Genomic DNA, 17,549 nt, shown 5'->3' on the forward strand with positions numbered 1-17,549 from the left:
TGGTAATGTCGAAACACCTCTCGACCGTCACGGGCAGAACAATGACCAAGACCGTACGCATCGGCTGCGCCTCGGCCTTCTGGGGCGACACCTGCAGCGCCGCCGCCCAGTTGGTGAAGGGCGCCGAGCTGGACTACCTGGTGTTCGACTACCTGGCCGAAATCACCCTGTCGATCATGGCCGGCGCGCGCCTGAAGAACCCCGAGGCGGGCTACGCCACCGACTTCGTCGAAGTGCTGGCGCCGCTGCTGGGCGAGATCGCCGGCAAGCGCGTCCGCGTCGTCAGCAATGCCGGCGGGGTCAACCCGCAGGCCTGCGCCAAGGCCCTGGCGGCCGCCTGCGAGAAGGCCGGGGTGCAGCTGAAGATCGCCGTGCTGGAAGGCGACAACCTGCAGCCCCAGGCCGGCGAACTGGCCAAGGCCGGGACCGTGGAAATGTTCAGCGGCGCGCCGCTGCCGCCGATGTGCGTGTCGATGAACGCCTACCTGGGCGCGCCCGGCATAGTCGAAGCGCTGGCGCTGGGCGCGGACATCGTCATCACCGGCCGCGTGGTGGACAGCGCGGTGGTCAGCGCCGCCCTGGTGCACGAGTTCGGCTGGGCCTGGAACGACTACGACAAACTGGCCCAGGCCGCGCTGGCCGGGCACATCATCGAATGCGGCGCGCAGTGCACCGGCGGCAACTTCACCGACTGGGAGAGCGTGCCGGACTACGAGCACATCGGCTTCCCCATCGTCGAAGTGCAGGCCAACGGCGACTTCGTAGTCACCAAGCCGCAGGGCACCGGCGGCCTGGTCACCCCGCTGAGCGTCGGCGAGCAGATGCTCTACGAGATCGGCGACCCGCGCGCCTACCTGCTGCCCGACGTGGTCTGCGACTTCACCGGCGTGCAACTGCGCCAGGCCGGCGCCGACCGCGTCGCCCTCAGCGGCGCCCGCGGCCTGCCGCCCACCGGCCAGTACAAGGTCAGCGCCACCTACCCCGACGGCTTCCGCTGCACCGCCAGTTGCCTGATCGCCGGCATCGACGCGGTACGGAAGGCCGAGCGCGTGAGCCGGGCGATCATCGCCAGGACAGAGGAAATGTTCGCCGAACGCGGCTGGGGCCCCTACCGCGAAACCAGCATCGAGCTGCTCGGCAGCGAAGCCACCTACGGCCCCCACGGCCGCCGCCAGGACAGCCGCGAGATCGTGGTCAAGCTCGCCGTGCGCCACGCCCGCAAGGAGGCGCTGGTGCTGTTCTCCCGCGAGATCGCCCAGGCCGCCACCGGCATGGCCCCGGGCCTGACCGGCATCGTCGGCGGGCGGCCCACGGTGTACCCGGTGATCCGCCTGTTCTCCTTCCTGGTGGACAAGGCGCGCTGCCAACTGGCGGTGCGCATCGGCGAGGACAGCCATGCCGTCGTCCTGCCGCAGCTGGAGCACTTCGACCCGGCGGACCTGGCCGAGGCCGCGCAAGCCCCGGCCGCCAACGGCCAGGCCACGGCCAGCGTGGCGCTGGTGAAGCTGGCGGTGGCGCGCTCCGGCGACAAGGGCGACCACAGCAACATCGGCGTGATGGCGCGCAAGCCCGAGTACCTGCCGTGGATCGCCGAGGCGCTGAGCGAGGGCGCGGTGGCCGAGTGGATGCAGCACGTGCTGGACCCGCAGCTGGGCCGCGTCAGCCGCTGGTACCTGCCGGCCAGCCACAGCCTGAACTTCCTGCTGGAGCACGCCCTGGGCGGCGGCGGCGTGGCCAGCCTGCGCATCGACCCGCAGGGCAAGGCCTTCGCCCAGCAGTTGCTGGAATTCCCGGTGGCGGTGCCAAAACACATCGCCGATCAACTCAGCTCTTCGTAGGAGCGAGCTCGCTCGCGAATGGATTTCCCGGCAGTTGCGTTGCCGGGTTGGTTCGCGAGCAAGCTCGCTCCTACGACAAGAACGAACGCTTGAGCAGGACGACAAGAACAATGGCATACGACTCGATCTTCAAGCCCGGCCTGTTCGCCGGCCAGACTGTAATCGTCACCGGCGGCGGCAGCGGCATCGGCCGTTGCACCGCCCATGAGCTGGCGGCCCTGGGCGCCCATGTGGTGCTGGTCGGGCGCAAGGCCGAGAAGCTGGAGAAGACCGCCGGCGAGATCGTCGAGGACGGCGGCAGCGCCAACTGGCACAGCTGCGACATCCGCGACGAGGAGGCGGTGAAGGCACTGGTGGCGCAAGTGCTCGTCGAGCGCGGGCCGATCCACCACCTGGTCAACAACGCCGGCGGCCAATACCCCGCGCCGCTGGCCTCGATCAACCTCAAGGGCTTCGAGGCGGTGGTGCGCACCAACCTGGTGGGCGGCTTCCTCATGGCCCGCGAAGTGTTCAACCAGAGCATGAGCAAGCACGGCGGCAGCATCGTCAACATGCTCGCCGACATGTGGGGCGGCATGCCCGGCATGGGCCACTCCGGCGCCGCCCGCGCGGGCATGGAGAACTTCACCAAGACCGCCGCCGTCGAGTGGGGCCACGCCGGGGTGCGGGTCAACGCCGTGGCGCCGGGCTGGATCGCCTCCAGCGGCATGGACACCTACGAGGGCGCCTTCAAGGCGGTGATCCCGACCCTGCGCGAGCACGTGCCACTCAAGCGCATCGGCACCGAGTCGGAAGTGGCCTCCGCCATCGTCTTCCTGCTCTCCCCCGGCGCCGCCTTCATCAGCGGCAACACCATCCGTATCGACGGCGCCGCCAGCCAGGGCAGCCGTGCCTTCCCACTGAGCAAGGCCAAGCCCGGACAGAGCCGTTCCTACAACGGCTTCCACCGCGCCTACCTGCCCGACGTGCTGAAGGACCAGGAGTAAGCCATGCCGCTGATCCAGTCGGAAATCGACACCCAGGGCGAGGACTTCGCCCGCAACCGCGAGGCCATGCTGGCCGCCGTGGCGAGCTTCCGCGAGGTCGAACAGAAGGTGCTGGACAAGGCCGCCGAGGCCAAGCCCAAGTTCGACAAGCGCGGCCAACTGCTGCCGCGCGAACGCCTGAACCTGTTGCTCGACCCCGGCGCGCCCTTCCTCGAACTCTGTTCCCTGGCCGGCTACAAGCTGCACGACGACAAGGACGGCACCCAGGCCGGCGGCGGCATCATCTCCGGCATCGGCTACGTGGCCGGGGTGCGCTGTCTGGTCAGCGCCAGCAACAGCGCGATCAAGGGCGGCACCATCTCGCCCACCGGGCTGAAGAAGACCCTGCGCCTGCAGCAGGTGGCGCTGGAGAACAAACTGCCGCTGGTGGCCCTGACCGAGAGCGGCGGCGCCAACCTCAACTACGCGGCGGAAATCTTCGTCGAGGGCGCCCGCGGCTTCGCCAACCAGGCGCGGCTGTCGGCCGCCGGCATCCCGCAGGTCACCGTGGTGCACGGCTCCAGCACCGCCGGCGGCGCCTACCAGCCGGGGCTGTCGGACTACGTGGTGGTGGTGCGCGGCAAGGCCAAGATGTTCCTCGCCGGCCCGCCGCTGCTCAAGGCCGCCACCGGCGAGGTGGCCACGGACGAGGAACTGGGCGGCGCCGAACTGCACGCCCAGGTCGCCGGCACCGCCGAGTACCTGGCCGAGAACGACGCCGACGGCGTGCGCCTGGTCCGCGAAATCCTCGCCGCCCTGCCGTGGAACGCCCAGCTGCCGGCGCGCCCGGCAAGGCAGTGGGACGAGCCGCTGTACCCGGCCGAGGAACTGCTCGGCGTGGTCCCGGCGGACGCCCGCAAGCCCTACGACGTGCGCGAGATCATCGCGCGCATCGCCGACGGTTCGCGCTTCCTCGCCTTCAAGAACGAATTCGACGCCCAGACCGTCTGCGGCCACCTGCACATCGAAGGCCACGCCTGCGGCCTGATCGGCAACAACGGCCCGATCACCCCGCAGGGCGCGGCCAAGGCGGCGCAGTTCATCCAGCTATGCGAGCAGAGCAACACGCCGATCCTGTTCCTGCACAACACCACCGGCTTCATGGTCGGCACCGAGTCCGAGCGCCTGGGCGTGATCAAGCACGGCTCGAAGATGATCCAGGCGGTGGCCAACGCCACGGTGCCCAAGCTCACCCTGGTGGTCGGCGGCTCCTACGGCGCCGGCAACTACGCCATGTGCGGCCGCGGCCTGGACCCGCGCTTCATCTTCGCCTGGCCGAACAGCCGCACCGCGGTGATGGGCGGCGCCCAGGCCGGCAAGGTGCTGCGCATCGTCACCGAGGAAAAGCACGCCAAGGAGGGCAAGGAAGCCGACGCGAAGATGCTCGACATGCTCGAACAGATGACCGCGCAGAAGCTCGACGCCCAGTCCACCGCGCTCTACGGCACCGCCAGCCTGTGGGACGACGGGCTGATCGACCCGCGCGACAGCCGCCGGCTGCTGGGCTATCTGCTGGACATCTGCGCGGAGGCGGCGGTACGGCCGCTCAAGGGCAACAGTTTCGGGGTAGCGAGGTTCTGATACAGGCGCCCTCTCCCTGAAGGGAGAGGGCGCCAAAGCAACCCGGCATGCAACGGACCACCCGGCCACTCCGGACAGCCCCCTCTCCCTTCAGGGAGAGGGTTGGGGAGAGGGCCAGAGGTGGGGAACCAGACAAGGCTCAAGGAGTACAACAAAAATGCTCTTCACCCAGGAACACGAAGAACTCCGCCGCACCGTCCGCAACTTCGTCGACAAGGAGATCAACCCCTACGTCGACCAATGGGAAAAGGACGGCCGCTTCCCCATCCACGAAGTGTTCAAGAAAGCCGGCGCCCTCGGCCTGCTGGGCATCTCCAAGCCGGAGAAATTCGGCGGCATGGGCCTGGACTACAGCTACTCGGTGGTCGCCGCCGAAGAGTTCGGCACCATCCACTGCGGCGGCGTGCCCATGTCTATCGGCGTGCAGACCGACATGTGCACCCCGGCCCTGGCCCGCTTCGGCTCCGACGAGCTGCGCGAGGAATTCCTGCGTCCGGCCATCGCCGGCGAGATGGTCGGCTGCATCGGCGTCTCCGAGGTCGGCGCCGGTTCCGACGTGGCCGGGCTGAAGACCACCGCGCGCAAGGATGGCGACGACTACGTGATCAACGGCAGCAAGATGTGGATCACCAACTCGCCGTCGGCCGACTTCATCTGCCTGCTGGCCAACACCTCCGACGACAAGCCCCACGTCAACAAGTCGCTGATCATGGTGCCGATGAAGAGCAAGGGCATCAGCGTCAGCCCGCACCTGGACAAGCTCGGCATGCGCAGCTCGGAGACCGCCCAGGTGTTCTTCGACGACGTGCGCGTGCCGCAGCGCAACCGCATCGGCGCCGAGGGCGCGGGCTTCATGATGCAGATGCTGCAGTTCCAGGAGGAACGCCTGTTCGGCGCGGCCAGCGGGATCAAGGGCATGGAGTACTGCGTCAACGCCACCATCGACTACTGCAAGGAGCGCAAGACCTTCGGCCAGGCGCTGATCGACAACCAGGTCATCCACTTCCGCATGGCCGAGCTGATGACCGAGATCGAGTGCCTGCGCGCCCTCACCTACCAGGCCACCGAGCAGTACATCCGCGGCAAGGACGTGACCCGCCTGGCCTCCATGGCCAAGCTCAAGGTCGGCCGCCTGGCCCGCGAGGTCACCGACGCCTGCCTGCAGTACTGGGGCGGCCAGGGCTTCATGTGGGAGAACCCGATCTCCCGCGCCTACCGCGACACCCGCCTGGTGTCCATCGGCGGCGGCGCCGACGAGATCATGCTCGGCATCATCTGCAAGCTGATGGGCACCCTGCCGGGCAAGAAAAAGAGCTGAGCGCTTTCGCCCTCGTAGGAGCGAGCTTGCTCGCGAACCGGCCCCGCTGCGGAAGCGTTCGCGAGCAAGCTCGCTCCTACGAAAAGCAAAGACGATGAATCGACGAGGAATTCCGGCATGAGCGAATTGCCGAACTGCGAAACCCTGCTGCTGGAACGCGAAGGCGGCGTGCTGCACGTCACCCTCGACCGCCCGGACAGCCGCAACGCCATGAGCCTGGCCATGGTCGGCGAACTGCACGCGGTGCTGGCCGCGGTGCGCGATGAACGCGAAGTGCGCGCCATCGTCCTGCGCGGCGCCGGCGGGCACTTCTGCGCCGGCGGCGACATCAAGGACATGGCCGGCGCCCGCGCCGCCGGCCCGGACGCCTACGCCGCGCTGAACCGCGCCTTCGGCGGCCTGCTGGAAGAGGCCCAGGCGCAGCCGCAGGTGCTGGTCGCGGTGCTGGAAGGCGCGGTGCTCGGCGGCGGCTTCGGCCTGGCCTGCGTGTCGGACATCGCCATCGCCGCCGACGGCGCCCAGTTCGGCCTGCCGGAAACCAGCCTCGGCGTGCTACCGGCGCAGATCGCCCCCTTCGTGGTCAAGCGCATCGGCCTGACCCAGGCCCGCCGCCTGGCGCTCAGCGCCGCCCGCTTCGACGGCCGCGAGGCGCTGCGCCTGGGCCTGGTGCACTTCAGCGAAGCCAGCGCCGATGCGCTCGGCCAGCGCCTGGCGGAATGCCTGGAGCAGGTGCGCCGCTGCGCCCCCGGCGCCAACGCGCAGACCAAGGCGCTGCTGCTGGCCACCGAGACCGAGGCCCTGGGCCCGCTGCTGGACGAGGCCGCAAAACAGTTCGCCGCCGCCGTGACCGGCGCGGAAGGCGCCGAAGGCACCCTGGCCTTCGTGCAGAAACGCAAACCCAACTGGGCACAGTAGTCGCTGGCTCCCCGCATTCGCGAGGATGACGGAACATCCCCCGTCATTCCCGCGAACGCGGGAACCCACGACCAGCACCCAAGCCAGCAGGAGCACATCCATGCCCAGCTTCGACAAGATCCTCATCGCCAACCGCGGCGAGATCGCCTGCCGGGTGATCCGCACCGCCCAGGCCCTGGGCTACCGCACGGTGGCGGTGTACAGCGAGGCCGACGCCGAGGCGCGCCACGTGCAGTTGGCCGACGAGGCCGTGTGCATCGGCCCGGCGCCGGTCGGCCAGTCCTACCTGAAGGCCGCCGCCATCCTCGACGCCGCGCGCCGCACAGGCGCCGGCGCCGTGCATCCGGGCTACGGCTTCCTCTCGGAGAACGCCGAGTTCGCCCACGCCTGCGAGGCCGCCGGCATCGTCTTCATCGGCCCCAGCGTGGAAGCCATCCACCTGATGGGCAGCAAACGCCTGTCCAAGCTGGCCATGCTCGAAGCCAGCGTGCCCTGCATCCCCGGCTACGAAGGCGCCGAGCAGGACGACGCCACCCTGGCCCGCGAGGCCGAGCGCATCGGCTACCCGCTGATGATCAAGGCCAGCGCCGGCGGCGGCGGCCGCGGCATGCGCCTGGTGCAAGCGGCGGACGAGCTGGCCGCGCAGCTGCGCACCGCGCGCTCCGAGGCGCTGAACGCCTTCGGCAGCGACGAACTGATCCTGGAGAAAGCGGTGATCCGCCCGCGCCACGTGGAAATCCAGGTATTCGGCGATAGCCACGGCAACCTCGTCTACCTCGGCGAGCGCGACTGCTCGGTGCAGCGCCGCCACCAGAAGGTCATCGAAGAAGCGCCCTGCCCGGTGCTGAGCGCCGAACTGCGCCAGGCCATGGGCGAGGCGGCGGTGAAGGCCGCCGCGCGGGTGAACTACATCGGCGCCGGCACCGTGGAGTTCCTGCTGGACGCCAGCGGCGCCTTCTACTTCCTGGAGATGAACACCCGCCTGCAGGTCGAGCACCCGGTCACCGAGCTGGTCACCGGCCAGGACCTGGTGGCCTGGCAGATCCGCGTGGCCGAGGGCCAGCCGCTGCCGCTGAAGCAGGAGGAAATCCAGCTGCGCGGCCACGCCATCGAGGTGCGCCTGTACGCCGAGGACGCCGGCAACGGCTTCCTGCCGCAGACCGGCGAGGTGCTGCGCTGGGAGCCGCAGCTGCTGGACGGCATCCGAATCGACCACGGCCTGGTGGAAGGCCAGGCGGTGACGCCCTTCTACGACCCCATGCTGGCCAAGGTGATCGCCTACGGCGCCACCCGCGACGAGGCCCGACGCAAGCTGGTGCGCGCCGTGGAGGACTGCGTGCTGCTCGGCGTGAAGGCCAACCAGCGCTTTCTCGCCAACCTGCTCCGGCACCCCGAATTCGCCGCCGGCAACGCCACCACGGCGTTCATCGCCGAACACTTCGCCGACGACCCCAGCCTGCGCCCGCAAGCGCCGCAGCCCGCAGAACTGGCCCTGGCCGCCGCCCTGCTCTACCAGGCCTCGGCCAGCGCCCGCGCGCACCAGGGCGGCCTGGCCGGCTGGCGCAACGCCGGCAGCCTGCCCTGGCGCTACCAGTTGCACGACGGCGAGCAGAAGCACGCGGTGGAACTGGACGTGCTGGAGCCCGGCGCGCAACCCAAGCTGCTGGCCTACATCGGCGAATCGGTGGTGGCGCTGTGGCTGATCGCCATCGACGAGCGCTGGGTGGTCGCCGAGGTCAACGGCATCCGCCGACGCATCGCCCATCACACCCTGGGCGAACGCGTCTGGCTGTACGGCGCCGGCGGCAACCTGGAACTGCGCGACGTCACCCACGAGCCCGCCGGCGCCCAGGGCGGCGCGGCGTCGGGTACGGTCAAGGCGCCGATGGATGGCGCCATCGTCGACGTGCTGGTCAGCGAAGGCGCGCGGGTCAGCAAGGGCCAACTGCTGCTCGTGCTGGAGGCGATGAAGATGGAACATCCGCTCAAGGCCGGGGTCGACGGCATTATCCGCCGCATCCAGGTGAGCAAGGGCGAACAGGTCAAGAGCCGCCAGTTGCTGGTGGAAGTGGAAGCCGAAGACGCCTGAAACGCTTTTCGTAGGAGCGAGCTTGCTCGCGAAGGGGGTTCTGCTGGTGGCTTCGGTGCTGGGCCTGAAGAGCGCCCTCTCCCTAACCCTCTCCCTGAAGGGAGAGGGGACCGTTGGGCAGAGGCTGATAGTTCGGCGTTAGCCGGCTAGCACAGTGATTACCGACTGAAACCATACCTTCTCTCGGCACGAACAGGCCCCCTCTCCCTTCAGGGAGAGGGCTGGGGAGAGGGAACGAAGTCAACCCAACGCACCAGAACCGCCGGGAAACCCCATTCGCGAGCAAGCTCGCTCCTACAAGTGCAGTCCGAACACAACAAGAACACGGAGCCAAACCATGTCCCTGAACGCCAAGACCCTCTTCATCACCGGCGCCAGCCGCGGCATCGGCCGCGAGATCGCCCTGCGCGCCGCGCGCGACGGCGCCAACGTCGTGATCGCGGCCAAGAGCGCCGAACCCCATCCCAAGCTGGCCGGCACCATCCACAGCGTCGCCGAGGAAGTCGAGGCCGCCGGCGGCAAGGCCCTGGCCCTGCAGCTGGACGTGCGCGACGAGAACGCCGTGCGCGAGGCCATGGCCCGCGCCGCCGAGCACTTCGGCGGCATCGACGGGCTGGTCAACAACGCCGGCGCCATCAAGCTGGTGGGCGTGGAGCGCCTGGAGCCCAAGCGCTTCGACCTGATGTTCCAGATCAACACCCGCGCGGTGATGGTCTGCAGCCAGGCCGCCCTGCCCTACCTGAAGCAGAGCCAGGGCCACATCCTCAGCCTGTCGCCGCCGCTGAACCTGGCGGAAAAATGGTTCGCCCAGCACGGCCCCTACACCGTCACCAAGTACGGCATGAGCATGCTCACCCTCGGCATGCACGAGGAGTTCAGGAAGTACGGCATCAGCGTCAACGCCCTGTGGCCGAAGACCATGATCGCCACCGCCGCCATCGAGTTCGAACTGGGCAGCCGCGACGCCTTCAAGCGCGCCCGCACCCCGGCGATCATGGCCGACGCCGCCCACGCCATCCTCGGCAGCACGGGCCGCAGCATCAGCGGGCGCCTGCTGATCGACGAAGACATCCTCCGCGAACAGGGCGTGAGCGACTTCGAGCAATACCGCTTCGATCCGCAGGGCGGGCCGCTGGTGCCCGATCTGTTCCTGGATTGAGGCTACGTGCCGTCCCTGTAGGAGCGAGCTTGCTCGCGAACCGATTCCGCAGCGGGGCTCGTTCGCGAGCCTGCTCGCTCCTACGAAGAGCCCTGCCCGGTTTGCCGAACTGCCCGGCGGCGCGCGCGCCAAGGTCATAGCCCCAGCCTCGCCAGCGTCCTAGAGTCGAACGGGCGTGCACACGCCAGACAACAACGACAACAAGGGCCCGCGTCAATGAGCCATGCCGACCTGATCACCCCCACCCGCTTCATCGCCCACCTGCCCGCCACCCTCGGGCGCGTGCCGCGCATGCTGCGCGGGCTCTACTACACCGGCATCCGCAACCGCGAGAAGAACCTGTCCCTGGGCTGGGCCCTGGAGCGCGCGGCGCGCCTGTACCCGGACGCCCCGGCCCTGCTGGAAGGCCCGCGGCGCCTGTCCTACGCCCTGTTCAACGGCTGGGCCAACCGCCTGGCGCGCGCCTTCCAGGCCGAGGGCGTGAAGCACGGCAGCGTGGTCGCGGTGATGCTGGAGAACCGCGCCGAACTGCTGGTGACCCTCGCCGCCCTGGCCAAGCTCGGCGCCGTGGGCGCGCTGATCAACACCACCCAGCGCGGCCAGGTGCTGGCCCACAGCCTGAACCTGGTCAGCCCCGGCCACTTCGTGGTCGGCGAGGAACTGCGCGAGGCCTTCGACGAAGTCCGCGCCAACCTGCAGGGCGGCGCCGAACGCCTGTACTGGGTGGCCGACGACGATACCCTGCGCGACCCCGGCCAGGCCCCGGCGGGCTGGGCCAACCTGATGCGCCTGGCGCAGTCCCAGGCCTCCGACAACCTGGCCGAGACCACCCAGGTGCGCCTGAAGGACGCCTGCTTCTACATCTACACCTCCGGCACCACCGGCCTGCCGAAGGCCTCGATCATGAGCCACGGGCGCTGGATCAAGGCCTACGGCGGCTTCGGCCACTCCGGCCTGGGCCTGGGCCGCGAAGACGTGCTCTACCTGACCCTGCCCTGCTACCACAACAACGCCGTCACCGTGTGCTGGAGCGCGGTGCTGGCCGGCGGCGCGGCCATCGCCCTGCGCCGCAAGTTCTCCGCCAAGGCCTTCTGGAAGGACGTACGCCATTACAACGCGACCTGTTTCGGCTACATCGGCGAACTGTGCCGCTACCTGCTCAACCAGCCTGCCTGCGAGGAAGAGCGCGACAACAGCCTGACCTGCATGATCGGCAACGGCCTGCGCCCGTCCATCTGGGGCGAGTTCAAGGCGCGCTTCGGCATCGAGCGGATCACCGAGTTCTATGCCGCCAGCGAAGGCAACATCGGCTTCACCAACGTCTTCAACTTCGACAACACCGTGGGCTTCTCCCCGGCCACCTACGCCATCGTCCGCTACGACCTGGAGAACGACCGCCCGCTGCGCGACGCCAAGGGCTTCATGGAGAAGGTCGGCAAGGGCGAGTCGGGCCTGCTGATCAGCGAGATCAGCGACAAGTGGCCGTTCGACGGCTACACCGACCCGGCCAAGACCCAGGCGGTGATCTACCGCGACGTGTTCAAGCAGGGCGACGCCTGGTTCAACACCGGCGACCTGATGCGCGACCTGGGCTTCAAGCACACCCAGTTCGTCGACCGCCTGGGCGACACCTTCCGCTGGAAGGGCGAGAACGTCTCCACCACCGAGGTGGAAAACGTCCTCGGCGCCTTCCCCGGCGTGGAAGACGCGGTGGTCTACGGCGTGGAGATCCCCGGCACCGACGGCCGCTGCGGCATGGCCGCGCTACGCCTGGCGCCCGGCCAGGCGCTGGACGGCCAGGCCCTGGCCGAACACCTGGACCGCGAGCTGCCGGCCTATGCCGTGCCGCTGTTCCTGCGCCTGCTGCAGCAGGTGGAGACCACGGGGACCTTCAAGTACAAGAAGGCCGACCTGAAGAGCGCCGGGTTCGATCCGCGGCAGGTTGGCGAGGCGCTGTTCGTGCGGTTGCCGGGGGAAGTGGATTATCGGCTGCTGGATGAGGAGGTGTTCGGGGCGATCCAGCGCGGGGAACATCGGTTCTGACGGTCTTTTCTTTCGTAGGAGCGAGCTTGCTCGCGAACAACCGAGTCAAGCCCCACTCCGGAGCGATGTCGAAGTCCGTCCCCTCTCCCCAACCCTCTCCCTGAAGGGAGAGGGGGCTTGTCCGTGCCGAGAGGAGGCCAGGTTTCAGCCAGTAACTTTCGATGCTGCCGGCTGACTCCAGAACATCAGCCTATGCCCAACGGTCCCCTCTCCCTTCAGGGAGAGGGTTAGGGAGAGGGCGCTCTCCAGGGCCAGCACCAGAACCGCCGGGAAACACCATTCGCGAGCAAGCTCGCTCCTACGAAAAGCCCCCCCCCAACTCAATTCCGAAACTGAAACTGCACCTCCGCCCCACGAATCTCCGAATGCCAGCTGTCGTCACTGGGATCGCTACGCTCCCCCCGCTCCCGCTGGATCAACCGGCCACCCACCTGGAACGGGCTCTCCTTCTCCTCGAACATCGGCGGCAGCAGCGGCTTGTCCAGGTCCTCGCGCAGGGCGCGGCCCGGCTCCAGGCCGTGCAGCACGTCCCTGGGCAGGCGCAGGTCGAGCTTGGAGGGCGGCAGCGGCTTGTTCACGCTGGGTTCGGCGGCTTTCTTCGGCTTGGCGTCGGCCACCGGCAGGCGCTCGGGGGCCAGGGGCTTGCCCAGTTCCGCTTTAGGCGCGGCCGGCTTCGCGCTGGCGGCGGGCGCCGGCCTGGGGGGCGCCGCGGGTTCGGGCGCCGGGGCGGCAGGCGCCACCGCGGGCGCCTCGGCCTTGGCCGGTGGCGCCTTGTCGGCATCGCCGCAGGCGCTCAGCAACAGCGGCAGGAGGGTCAGCAGAACGAAGCGTCGCAACATCACGGGGCAGGCAAATGGCCAGGGGCGCGTCATCCTCGCCTTAGTTGATCTGTAAGACAAGAGGCTCAGATCAATCCGAAGGCAATTCCGATAGACGCGCTCAGGCTCTCAAGGGTGGGCCTCCAGGCGCCGCAGCTCGGCGTCGATATCCAGTCGCGGATAGCGCCGCTGCAGGTCCTCGCGCAGCCTCGTGGCGGCCGCCTGGTCGCCCTGCCGCCGCAGCTCGGCCAGGCGCCGCAGGCTGGCCTGCGGTTCCGCCGGGACCGGCTCGGCGCTGCGCTTGGCCATGGGCGCGGCCGCGTCGGCTGCTACCGCGCTTTCCGCCATCTGCTTGCGTTGCTCCAGTTGCGGAGCCGGCGCCGCGGCGGGGGCGGCCGGCGCCGAGTACAGCGCCGGGGCGGCCTGGCGGGCGGAGCGGGCCATGGATTCGGCCTTGGGCGCCGGGGCCATGGCCGGTGCGACGGCATCGTAGTGCGGGGCTTCTTCGAAGGTGCGCAAGGCCAGGCTCAGGCCGATGCCCAGGGTCGCCACCCCGGCCAGGGCCACCGACCAGCGCTGTGGCCGGCCGAACAGCCAGCGGCCCAGGCGTTGCCAGGCACTCGCGCGCGGCTGCACGGCGGCGCGGGCCGCGGCCAGGATGCGGGCGTCCAGCTGCGCCGGGGGCTGCTCGCCGCCGTGCCGGCGGAAATGCTCGAGCAGCTCGGCTTCCTCGGCGTCCGGCCGCTGCGGATGGCGGGTCATGGGGCTACCTCCTGGGTCGCCGCCGGGTCGGCGAGCAACCGGCGCAGTTTCTGCAACGCGTAACGCAGGCGGCTCTTCACCGTCTCGGCGGGCGTGCGGGTCAGTTCGGCGATCTCCTGCAGCTCCAGGTCGCCGTGGGCGCGCAGCAGGAACACTTCGCGCTGCTCGCCGGGCAATGCCTCCAGGGCCTGTTGCAGACGCTCGCGGTCGCGGCTCAGGCTCAGTTGCTGCAGCGGGTCCTCGGCCTCGCCGGGTAGTGCCTCGCCGTGCAACTGCTCGTCGAAGGCCTCGTGCTGCGCGCTGCGCCGGCCGTTGCGCCGCCAGTGGTCGATCAGCCGGTTGCGGGCGATCCGGTACAGCCAGGTGCGGAAGCTGGCCCGGCCCTCGGGCTCGCTGTCGCTGCGGATCAGGCTCAGCCAGGTTTCCTGGAACACTTCCTCGGCCTGCGCGACGTCGCCGCCCAGGCCGCAGAGGAAGCGGTACAGGCCCAGGCGATGGCGCGCGTAGAGCGTGGCGAAGGCCTCGGCATCGCCTTTGCGGTAGCGCCGCAGCAACGCGGCGTCGTCTTCGTCCGTGGTCAAGTCAGGGGTTCCGTGCCAAGGGGGTTTGCAGGCTGCGCGCCAGCTCGACGAGCTGGAGGAATTCACCGCGCAGGCCGAACGGGTCCTCGCCGCGCGCGCTTCGGGCCAGGGCCAGAGTATCGCCCAGGTCGAAGCCGCCGGTGTAGCGCGCGCCGTCGAGTTGCTGGGCGAAGGCCGCCACCGCCGCGGCGAAGCGCAGGTCGTCGCTGGCCCGGGCCAGGTCGCTGGCGCCGCTGCTGGCTATCGGGCGTTCGACGAGCTGGCTGGGCCCACCCTCCGGCTTCTGCCAGCGCACCCGCAGCCAGGCCAGTTCGTCGCCCTTGCCGGCGGGCTTGGCCTCGGCCTGGTAGCGCAGCGGCTCGAGCCAGCCCTTCTGCCCTTTCGGGACGATCTCGTAGAGCGCGGTGACCGTGTGCCCGGCACCGATCTCGCCGGCGTCGACCTGGTCGTTGTTGAAGTCCTCGCGTTTCAGCGCGCGGTTCTCGTAGCCCAGCAGGCGGTACTCGCTGACCTGCGCGGGATTGAATTCCAGCTGGAGCTTCACGTTCTTCGCCAGCACCGCGAGGGTCGAGCTGAGCTGTTCCACCAGCACCTTGCGCGCCTCTCGCAGGTTGTCGATGTAGGCGTAATTGCCGTCGCCGGCGTCGGCCAGCTGCTCCATCATGCGCTCGTTGTAGTTGTCCACGCCGAAGCCCAGGGTGGTCAGCGACACCCCGCTGCGGCGCTTCTCGGCGGCCATGGCCTTGAGGCTGTCGAAGTCGCTGACACCGACGTTGAAGTCACCGTCGGTGGCCAGCAGGATGCGGTTGATGCCCTTGTCGATGAAGCCCTGCTGCGCCATGCGGTAGGCCAGTTCGATGCCTGCCGCGCCAGCGGTGGAGCCACCGGCCTGCAATTGCTCGATGGCGGCGCGGATCTTCGCCTTGTCCTTGCCGGAAGTGGGTTCCAGCACCACCCGCGAGTCGCCGGCATAGACCACCAGCGACACCTTGTCCTGCGGCCGCAACTGGTCCACCAGCAGCTTGAGGGTGCCCTTCACCAGCGGCAGGCCTTCGCGGCGGTCCATGGAGCCGGAGACGTCCACCAGGAACACCAGGTTGGCCGGCGGCAGTTGCTCGACGCTGCGCTCCGAAGCCTTGATGCCGATGCGCAGCAGCCGGGTGTGCGGGTTCCACGGCGACGGCGCCAGCTCGGTGGTGATGCCGAAGGGGCTGTCGTCGCTGGGCGGCGCGTAGGCATAGGGGAAGTAGTTGAGCATCTCTTCCAGGCGCACCGCACCCTGGGGCGGCAGGCGGCCCTCGTTGAGCAGGCGGCGGACGTTGGCGTAGCTGCCGGTGTCCACGTCGATGCTGAAGGTCGATACCGGCGCCTCGGCGACGCTGTGCACCGGGTTCTGCGCCAGCTTCTGGTACTGCTCGCGGTCCTGGTCGCGGTAGCCGGCCGGCAGCGGCTCGGGCGCCACCGGCAAGGCGTAGCTTTCCAGCATCGGCGTGGCAGCACGGCGGGCCTCGCTCTTGGCGGCCAGGTCGGCGAGCGGCGCCTGTTTCGTCATCGAAGGCTGGGCGGCCTGTTGCTGGGTGGACTGGCCACAACCGCCCACGGCCAGCAGCAGGCCGATGGCGACGGGACGGAAGGCGGAAGCGGGAAGGGACATGACGGCGGCCTCGGTGAAGGAGTCAAACCTTCAGACGAGGCCGTCAGCCAAAACGGGTTAAGCATCAACGTAGGGCGTACAACCGTTCGCGGTTGTACGCCGTTACACCCAGGTTGCAGCCAACGCCCGGGTTGACCTCGGAGTCGTCTGGGATCGAGGCCAGGCGGCGTATAACCGCGAACGGTTATACGCCCTACGCCCTTGTTTCAGGCAGCGATCTGCTCCTCCTGGCACAGCTGGCAGGCCAGCATGCCGAGGGTCATGATCGCCCGCTCCGCCTCACGGTTCCACGGGATGCCGCAGGTCAGGCGCAGGCAGTTGTTGAACTGCTCGGTGTTGCTGAAGATCAGCCCCGGGGCGATGCTGATGCCCTGCTCCAGCGCGCGCACGTGCAGTTCCTTGGTGTTCACCTTGGCCGGCAGGCTGACCCAGAGGATGAAGCCGCCCTTGGGCCGGGTCATCTGCGTGCCCTCCGGGAAGTACTGCTGCACCGCCAGCTGGTAGGCGGTCATGTTCTTGCGGTACTCCTGGCGGATGTAGCGCAGGTGGCGGTCGTAGCCGCCGTTCTCCAGGTAGGCGGCCACGCCCATCTGCGTCACCGTGCACGCCGAATGGGTGGTGAAGGTCTGCAGGCGGCGGATTTCCTCCTGGTAGCGCTCGGCGATGATCCAGCCGATGCGCACCCCCGGCGAGATGGTCTTGGAGAAGCTCGAGCAGTACACCACCCTGCCCTCGCGGTCGTGGGCCTTGAGTGACTTGGTCTGGCCCTCGTCGAACATCAGCTCGCCGTAGATGTCGTCCTCGATCACCCCGATGTTGTGCTCGGAGGTGAGCTTGAGCAGTTGCTTCTGGCGCTCCTCGGGGATGGTCCCGCCCAGCGGGTTGGACAGCCGCGCGGTCAGCACCAGGGCCTTGATCGGCCACTGGTTGGCGGCCAGCTGCAGGGCTTCCAGGCTGATGCCGGTGAGCGGGTCGCTGGGGATCTCGATGACCTTCAGGCCGAGGATGTCGGCCAGTTGCAGCAGGCCGTAGTAGCTGGGCGACTCGGTGGCGATCAGGTCGCCGGGGCGGGTCATCACCCGCAGCGCCATGTGGATGGCATCCACGCAGCCGTGGGTGATGGTCACCTGGCTGGGATCGACCACCACGCCGGCGTCGCGCATGCGGATCGCCACCTGACGGCGCAGCGGCTCGTAGCCGGGGCTGAACATGTAGCTGAAGGCCCGCGGGCTGGAGAAGCGGGTGACCTTGGCCAGTTGCTGGTGCAGCGCGCGCACCGGCAGGTAGTCCACGTGCGGCACCGCCGCGCCCAGGGGGAACACGCCCTCGCGGCGCGCCTCGGCCAGCACCTGGTTGATGATGCTGCTGCGGGTCACCAGGCCGGGGCGCTCGACCCGCGCGATGTCCGGGGTCGAGGCGGTCAGCGCCGGGGTGTGGTGCACGTAGAAGCCGGACTGCGGGCGCGCGCGGATCAGCCCCTGGTCCTCCAGGGTGGCGTAGGCCTGCAGCACGGTGGCGTGGCTGACGTTGAGCTGGGTGCTCAGCTTGCGTACCGAGGGCACGCGCTCGCCCGGCTGGTAGACGCCGCGGCGGATGTCCTCGGCGAGTTGCTGGGCGATGCGTTGGTACAGAAGCAGATTGCTCATGGCGGCGATCCCTCGGGCATTGGACCGAAACAGTAGCCAAAAACTCGAAACTGTTCCAGAACAGTAGCAGGGAAACATACCGATACAGCCCGCCGCCGATGATCGGCGCAGGCCGCGCGC

At 69.0% G+C, this 17,549-nt stretch carries 13 protein-coding genes; 8 read left to right on the top strand and 5 right to left on the bottom strand.

What is annotated here, in order from left to right; translation table 11 throughout:
* The first annotated feature begins 41 nt into the window (after nucleotides 1–41).
* From BM060_RS10420 to BM060_RS10455, 8 genes are all read left to right on the top strand, one after another.
* On the top strand, nucleotides 42–1,838 hold the full coding sequence (locus tag BM060_RS10420) for an acyclic terpene utilization AtuA family protein (RefSeq protein WP_074979782.1): 1,797 nt from the start codon (nucleotides 42–44) through the stop codon (nucleotides 1,836–1,838).
* 110 nt (nucleotides 1,839–1,948) lie between these two features.
* The gene (locus BM060_RS10425; RefSeq protein WP_074979784.1) at nucleotides 1,949–2,824 is read left to right on the top strand and encodes an SDR family oxidoreductase; all 876 of its coding nucleotides are present in this window, start codon (nucleotides 1,949–1,951) and stop codon (nucleotides 2,822–2,824) included.
* Nucleotides 2,825–2,827: 3 nt separating this feature from the next.
* Nucleotides 2,828–4,444 (top strand): geranyl-CoA carboxylase subunit beta, encoded by a 1,617-nt coding sequence (gene atuC / locus BM060_RS10430; protein ID WP_074979787.1) that lies wholly within the window; start codon nucleotides 2,828–2,830, stop codon nucleotides 4,442–4,444.
* Between the two features lie 157 nt (nucleotides 4,445–4,601).
* Nucleotides 4,602–5,762 carry a citronellyl-CoA dehydrogenase gene (atuD, locus tag BM060_RS10435; RefSeq protein ID WP_074979789.1) on the top strand — a complete coding sequence of 387 codons (1,161 nt, stop codon included), beginning with the start codon at nucleotides 4,602–4,604 and terminating at the stop codon, nucleotides 5,760–5,762.
* Nucleotides 5,763–5,879: 117 nt separating this feature from the next.
* Nucleotides 5,880–6,677, top strand: a complete 798-nt coding sequence (gene atuE, locus BM060_RS10440; RefSeq protein ID WP_074979790.1) for an isohexenylglutaconyl-CoA hydratase — start codon at nucleotides 5,880–5,882, stop codon at nucleotides 6,675–6,677.
* A 100-nt stretch (nucleotides 6,678–6,777) separates the two neighbouring features.
* Nucleotides 6,778–8,766 (top strand): geranyl-CoA carboxylase subunit apha, encoded by a 1,989-nt coding sequence (gene atuF / locus BM060_RS10445; protein WP_074979792.1) that lies wholly within the window; start codon nucleotides 6,778–6,780, stop codon nucleotides 8,764–8,766.
* A 337-nt stretch (nucleotides 8,767–9,103) separates the two neighbouring features.
* Nucleotides 9,104–9,925, top strand: coding sequence for an SDR family oxidoreductase (locus BM060_RS10450; RefSeq protein WP_074979794.1), 822 nt, complete (start codon nucleotides 9,104–9,106; stop codon nucleotides 9,923–9,925).
* A gap of 216 nt (nucleotides 9,926–10,141) precedes the next feature.
* A complete protein-coding gene (locus BM060_RS10455; RefSeq protein WP_074979796.1) occupies nucleotides 10,142–11,968 on the top strand; it encodes a long-chain-acyl-CoA synthetase in 1,827 nt (608 codons plus the stop codon).
* 320 nt (nucleotides 11,969–12,288) lie between these two features.
* Here BM060_RS10455 and BM060_RS10460 read toward each other — a convergent pair whose 3' ends face one another.
* The 5 genes from BM060_RS10460 to BM060_RS10480 form a co-directional block, all read right to left on the bottom strand.
* Nucleotides 12,289–12,807 carry a hypothetical protein gene (locus BM060_RS10460; protein WP_074979798.1) on the bottom strand — a complete coding sequence of 173 codons (519 nt, stop codon included), beginning with the start codon at nucleotides 12,805–12,807 and terminating at the stop codon, nucleotides 12,289–12,291.
* Nucleotides 12,808–12,915: 108 nt separating this feature from the next.
* Nucleotides 12,916–13,548 carry a hypothetical protein gene (locus BM060_RS10465; protein ID WP_074979800.1) on the bottom strand — a complete coding sequence of 211 codons (633 nt, stop codon included), beginning with the start codon at nucleotides 13,546–13,548 and terminating at the stop codon, nucleotides 12,916–12,918.
* Nucleotides 13,545–14,129, bottom strand: coding sequence for an RNA polymerase sigma factor (locus BM060_RS10470; protein WP_074979802.1), 585 nt, complete (start codon nucleotides 14,127–14,129; stop codon nucleotides 13,545–13,547). Before BM060_RS10470 ends, BM060_RS10465 begins: the two co-directional genes overlap by 4 nt.
* 1 nt (nucleotide 14,130) lies before the next feature.
* Entirely contained in the window at nucleotides 14,131–15,783 is a 1,653-nt protein-coding gene (locus BM060_RS10475) for a vWA domain-containing protein (RefSeq protein WP_074979804.1), read from the bottom strand.
* A gap of 206 nt (nucleotides 15,784–15,989) precedes the next feature.
* Complete coding sequence (locus tag BM060_RS10480) at nucleotides 15,990–17,429, bottom strand: aminotransferase-like domain-containing protein (protein WP_043267229.1); 1,440 nt, start codon at nucleotides 17,427–17,429, stop codon at nucleotides 15,990–15,992.
* Between the last annotated feature and the right edge of the window lie 120 nt (nucleotides 17,430–17,549).

It is taken from the genome of Pseudomonas citronellolis (assembly GCF_900112375.1).
Classification (GTDB): Bacteria; Pseudomonadota; Gammaproteobacteria; order Pseudomonadales; family Pseudomonadaceae; genus Pseudomonas; species Pseudomonas citronellolis.